General features: G+C 55.5%; 6 protein-coding genes and 1 pseudogene. 6 read left to right on the top strand and 1 reads right to left on the bottom strand.

Features of this window, described 5'->3' with window-relative positions; translation table 11 throughout:
* The 6 genes from VKV29_RS05105 to VKV29_RS05080 form a co-directional block, all read left to right on the top strand.
* Positions 1 to 409, top strand: a 409-nt coding sequence (locus VKV29_RS05105; RefSeq protein ID WP_324200222.1) for a single-stranded DNA-binding protein, incomplete at its 5' end; no start/stop codon positions are given.
* Between the two features lie 145 nt (positions 410 to 554).
* A complete protein-coding gene (gene rpsR, locus VKV29_RS05100; RefSeq protein ID WP_324200223.1) occupies positions 555 to 806 on the top strand; it encodes a 30S ribosomal protein S18 in 252 nt (83 codons plus the stop codon).
* Positions 807 to 898: 92 nt separating this feature from the next.
* Positions 899 to 1996: a bifunctional phosphoglucose/phosphomannose isomerase gene (locus VKV29_RS05095; protein ID WP_324200221.1), complete on the top strand. Its 1098-nt coding sequence runs from the start codon at positions 899 to 901 to the stop codon at positions 1994 to 1996.
* A gap of 56 nt (positions 1997 to 2052) precedes the next feature.
* Entirely contained in the window at positions 2053 to 3420 is a 1368-nt protein-coding gene (locus VKV29_RS05090) for a hypothetical protein (RefSeq protein ID WP_324200220.1), read from the top strand.
* A gap of 65 nt (positions 3421 to 3485) precedes the next feature.
* Positions 3486 to 4178, top strand: a complete 693-nt coding sequence (locus VKV29_RS05085; protein WP_324200219.1) for a hypothetical protein — start codon at positions 3486 to 3488, stop codon at positions 4176 to 4178.
* Between the two features lie 20 nt (positions 4179 to 4198).
* Complete coding sequence (locus VKV29_RS05080; RefSeq protein WP_324200218.1) at positions 4199 to 4966, top strand: hypothetical protein; 768 nt, start codon at positions 4199 to 4201, stop codon at positions 4964 to 4966.
* Here VKV29_RS05080 and VKV29_RS05075 read toward each other — a convergent pair.
* Positions 4963 to 5224 (bottom strand): annotated as a pseudogene (locus VKV29_RS05075) (3-phosphoshikimate 1-carboxyvinyltransferase); the annotation flags it as partial. The gene VKV29_RS05080 and the pseudogene VKV29_RS05075 sit on opposite strands and share 4 nt — an antisense overlap.

Raw genomic sequence — 5224 nt, 5'->3', positions numbered from 1 at the left:
CGATCCGGAAGTCCGCTACACTCCCTCCGGCGTGCCGGTAGCGCAGTTTGGGCTGGCCGTCAACCGTTTCACGCGCAACGAGCAGGGGGATTACGATGTTGACTTCTTCAACATCGTGGTCTGGCGGAAGACGGCGGAGTTCGTATCGCAGTATGCCAAGAAGGGACGCCTCATCGCCGTGGACGGTCGCCTGCAGGCCCGCTCCTGGGTAGACCAGACCAGCGGGCAGAAGCGCTCCGTGGTCGAGATCGTGGGCGAGAACGTTCAACTGCTCGATAGACGCTCCGATGAGACCGGAGGTCAAGGGGCCGGGCTTGAAGAGGTTCCCGTTACCGGCGTCGCTACGGAGCCGATGGCCGATCTGCCACCAACCGACGAAGACGAGATAGACCCATTTGCAGAGGAGTGATATGTCCGACGACAATCCAGAGATCAACCAGGAGACAATCGAAATACCCGACGAGACCATAGACAAACCTGAAGCGGATGCGGAACTGGCCGCAGAAGCCGAGGTAGAGACGCCCGCCGCGGAAAACGGTACTGCAGCCGCTCCTGTGGCAAAAGCGAAAACGACAAACCGTTTCCGCCGGCCACGGCGCAAGGTATGTCTGTTCTGCGTGGAAAAGGCCGAGACCATAGATTATAAGCAGATATGGCAGCCGAAGTATGCGCGCCTTCTGCTTACCGAGCGAGGCCGCATTGTGCCTCGCCGAACGCGTGGCCTTTGCGCTAAGCATCAACGCATGGTAGCGCGTGCCATTAAACGCGCCCGCCATATGGCGCTACTGCCTTTCGTGGTCAAATAGCCTCGGTTTTCAATATTACGGCGCATCCCTTGTGTTTACCTTGAATGAATCGGTAGCCCTAAGCGGATGCGCCTAGCTTAAGGAAGAGAACCATGCCGGAAGAGAACCTTCTCGACACAATTACGTCTGCCGAGCAACGGGCTTCACTAGACCCGCACGGCATGTTGGAACTGGTGCTGAAGTTCCCTGCCCAGTGCAGAGAGGCCGCGAATATCATATGGCACTATGGCGTCGGCCCCTCGGAGGCCGTGGAGATTCGACGCATTGTGGTGACCGGACTTGGTGGCTCCGCCATCGGCGGAGATTTTTTGCGCTGCCTCGCCGACGAGTACGGCCCCATTCCGGTCATGGTTAACCGTGACTACCATTTGCCCCATTGGGTTAACCGCAATACCCTGGTCATCGCGGCCTCCTACTCCGGCAATACCGAAGAGACCCTACAGGCCATTCGCGATGCAGGCCGAGCCGAAGCCCAGATCGCCGTGGTAACAAGCGGGGGAAAGCTGGCCGACATCGCCAAACAGGCCAGTTATGCCTACGCCCTTGTGCCGGGCGGTCAACCGCCGCGCTCGGCCACCGGCTATATGTTTTTTCCACAACTCACCTATCTAGCCCATCGTAGCCTGCTTCGCCATCAGTTTGAACGCGACATCGAAGAGACTCTCTCCGTTCTTGAAAACCTTGCTAAACGCTTGGGGCCGGATGTTCCCACAAATCAAAACCCCGCTAAGAAGCTGGCACAAGCGCTTTACGGCAAAATTCCCGTCATCTACGGTTCGCAAGGCTATCGAGGTGTGGTGGCCTACCGATGGAAATCACAGTTCAACGAAAATACCAAAATCGCCGCGTTTTCTAACGTCTTGCCCGAGCAAAATCATAACGAGATTTTGGCCTGGGTGCAGGCACAAAAACAGGCTTCCAACTGGGCGGTCATCTTCCTACGTGATCCCAACGAACGCTTCGAGAACCCTCGCATTGTGCGGCGCGTAGAGGTAACGGCAGAGCTTGTGGGCCGCGTGGCGCCGGTACATGAGGTGATGGCAGAGGGCGAATCGCTGCTGGCCCGACTCTTCTCGCTTGTCTATATCGCCGATTTTGTGTCGGTCTATCTGGCCTATCTGTATGGAGTCTGTCCTACCGACATCTCCTACATAGACCATCTCAAGGCCGAGTTGGCAAAACTCGGCTAAAAGTGGGGGGTCACAGCGCGAGCTGTAACCCCCTGGCCCTTTGAGAGGACGGCTCTATGCACGTGTCGCTTCTTGCCAAACCCCTGTGGCAACGTTCTCCGTTCCGCGCGTTTGCCCTTTCTGCTATTCTCGTGTTCTCGGTTGCAGCCCTCATCATCTGGCGCCTCCAATCGGCAGAGGTCAACCGTATAAAAACGCTCTATGCACAGGAAAAAGCGGCCATCCGAGCCGATGGGCTACCCCTCACTCCCGACCAGGTCGTTCCCAACCATACGCCCGAGGTGCAAAACGCCGCTCCCCTCTATCTAAGTATCTTCACCGCCTTTAAGGCGCACCCCCAATGGCGCATCCTTGAAGCCAATGCCCTCTCCGTTTTTGCCAATTTCCCACCCAACGCAAAAACACTTCGAGCCGCCGATCGGTACGTGCAGGCCACACGCCCGGAGATGGCGAAGGTCGAAAAGGCCGTTCGTCTCCCCTATTGCGATTTCCATTACGATTGGAGCGTACGCCCCCTTTCGTCATACACCAACTATGCCAATTTCCGCACCTTAGCACGCCTGATAGCGCTCGATGCCGTGCGCCTTGACAGAGAAGGAAAACCCATGGCAGCGCTCGATAGATTGGCCGTCGGGGCTCGCATGGTACAGCAGTTCACCTCCGCCGATCCGAGCGTAATGGCCCTTCTAGTATCTTCGGCAATGAATACTATTTTTGGGAAAGCTTGGACATTGATCGTGCAACACCACCCCCACGATCTCGTTGTGCTTCGGCACGCCCAAAAAGTCAATCATCTTCTGGTGCGCAGCTACGATCTGAGGTGGTTCCTTCGCTATGAGGTTTATGAAACCGTCTGGCTGGGTGACTATCTTCGTCAGCACCCGAAAGAAGCTCTAAAACTGCTTCAAGAGGCTGGCGGTTTCAATGCACCCCCGCCACAAGAGGTCTGGTGGAAGAAGCTGTGGCGTCGTTTTACCGGCCAGAGCGGGCCTATTCCCTCCAAGTTCAGCCCGCTGCAGATCGATCTTCTCGAAGCCCGTGCGCTTGCGTACTACGATACCGCCTACCGAACTCTCAATAGCCACCAGGCCAATGTGCTCGCCGCCCAGCAAGCCCTTCAAGAGCTAGATGGGCGTGCGGATGCCCTAGGCCACAGCGATCCTCGCGAATATATGCTCCTCAATGCGCGGGTGCCTCTCTCCTATATCTTGCAGCATCTGCTCCAAACCGAGAGCAGGTGGTGGCAAAGGGAGCTTCTCGCTGAACAGTATATATACCGCTGTGAACACGGGCATGCGCCAGCCGATGTTCGGCGCCTACCGGCAGTGCAGCAGATGCCGGAGAGCATTCGTTGGATATTCTTTCTTCCGAAATCGTCATCGCCTACAAACCGGCCTGCGCCACATACATTTTTTAGGCCATGAATGCTATTATTCTCCTAAGGAAAGTATCGCTTGTTCAGCAAAAAGCACTAACTTAGGGGAAAACCATGTCAGCACAAAGAAAAGACCGGCGTGAGCTGTTTTTTGTTGCAACCTTGTTGCTAGGCATCCTCATTCTTTTTATGCTTCCTATCGGCTATGTTCTAGTGCAAAACCACTTCGCCTCCATTAGGGCACACCGAATACTCGTTCACGCGCGTGTCCTCATCCAACAAGATGGTCTTCCTCTTACCGTAGACGAGATGAATAAGTTCACCACCCCGCCTCCACTTTCAGAAAACGCCGCCCCCCTTTACGACAAGATATTTGTGAACTTTAACCAGAACCCTCAATGGAGCCTACTTGAACGGCAGACCTACCCCCTTCTCGACGCCTGGCTTGGCACAACACCGTTTTCCGGCTTCACAAACCCACCTCTCCTCCCAACCGCTATGACATCCGCACAACAAAAGAGCCTGATCCATGTAGCAGAACAGTATGTACAGAGCGCTCGCGCGCAGTTTCCTCTTACTGCAAAGGCGGTCTCGCTTCCCTACTGCAACTTCCAGAGGAACTGGAGCCTCGGCTCCAACCTTACCTTTCCCGAATATACACAAGCGCGAAAGCTCGTTCGGCTTCTGCTGCTGCGTGCGCTTTTGCTTGACCGTGCCGGAAAGCCGCTGGAGGCGTTGCAGCAGATTGATTTGGGAGTAAAAGTGGCCAAACAGATCGGGTCGGCCCAGTGCTTATCGCCTTTCTAGTGCGGTGTTCGATGGAGGACATGCTCCAACGCGCTTGGATGCGCATTGTGGAGAACCATGCAAACGACCCACAGGTGCTGCGGCGCGCCGAGGAGGTGAGTCGCGATTTCGGACACGATTCCGATCTGAGGCGCTATATGGCCAGCGAAGCCCTATGGACTGAATTTACGAGCCACCTCGCCCACGCCGAGAGCGAGAAGTTTTTGGAGGCGTTCAATCAGCAGATTAACTCTCCTATGCAGTTCGGTAACTCCTCCGAGTCGTTCTTCGTTCATTTTTGGAATCGGCTTCTTGGAAAAGAGCAGTCTAAGACGCTGGCAGCACCTACAATTGACCTTATGGAAGCTAACATGCTAGATTACCTTCATAACTTCTTGCAGATTGAAAAGCGTTACTCTAACGATCCCTATCAGGCCTTAAAGGCCATCCAGCAGCTTTCAACGGATGCCTCCAATGCTGCAGCGCGTGCGCCAAAAGAGTACTTCCTGGTCTCGCTTATGGACTCTAACTATCAAGCAGCAGCCATCGAAAGCATCTATCCGCTGGCTTGGGCGCGTCAACGTCAGCTCGTGCTCGATCTGTTCAAATATCGTCTGCAACATCATCGGTTTCCCAAAGACTTAAGTGCCTTCCCAACCGAAGAGACGCTCGATCCTTTCAACAATCGCCCCATGCGCTACCAGCGCACCACACAAGGTTTTGTGCTTACCAGCGTTAGGGAAAGAGCGCTAGCATACTCGCCTGGGTCAGACTCGGAAATCACCGTTCGTTTTCCGCCAAACCCCTAAGCGCGCAACTGTTCCAAACACCGCCAATAGTTGGGGAACGTTTTCGCCACACAGCCCGGATCGCGTATGACGATGCCCGGCACCCGCAGCCCGATGAGGGCGAAACTCATGGCCACCCGGTGGTCGCGATAGGTCTCGATCTCTGCAGGACGGATTTGGTGAGCAGGCCAGATCGTGTAACCATCCGGGCGCTCCTCCACGCGTACTCCAAGCTTTGCCAGCTCGGCGCAGACGGCATGGATGCGATCACACTCCTGG

The organism is Chthonomonas sp., from assembly GCF_035294165.1.
Taxonomy (GTDB): domain Bacteria; phylum Armatimonadota; class Chthonomonadetes; order Chthonomonadales; family Chthonomonadaceae; genus Chthonomonas.
This window is presented reverse-complemented; position numbering and strand designations above follow the sequence as displayed.

Bases quoted from the DNA above. Each gene is read 5' to 3' on its own strand.
- VKV29_RS05095 (WP_324200221.1), top strand. From the start codon at position 899: ATGCCGGAAGAGAACCTTCTCGACACAATTACGTCTGCCGAGCAACGG.
- VKV29_RS05080 (WP_324200218.1), top strand. From the start codon at position 4,199: ATGCTCCAACGCGCTTGGATGCGCATTGTGGAGAACCATGCAAACGAC.
- VKV29_RS05090 (WP_324200220.1), top strand. From the start codon at position 2,053: ATGCACGTGTCGCTTCTTGCCAAACCCCTGTGGCAACGTTCTCCGTTC.
- VKV29_RS05085 (WP_324200219.1), top strand. From the start codon at position 3,486: ATGTCAGCACAAAGAAAAGACCGGCGTGAGCTGTTTTTTGTTGCAACC.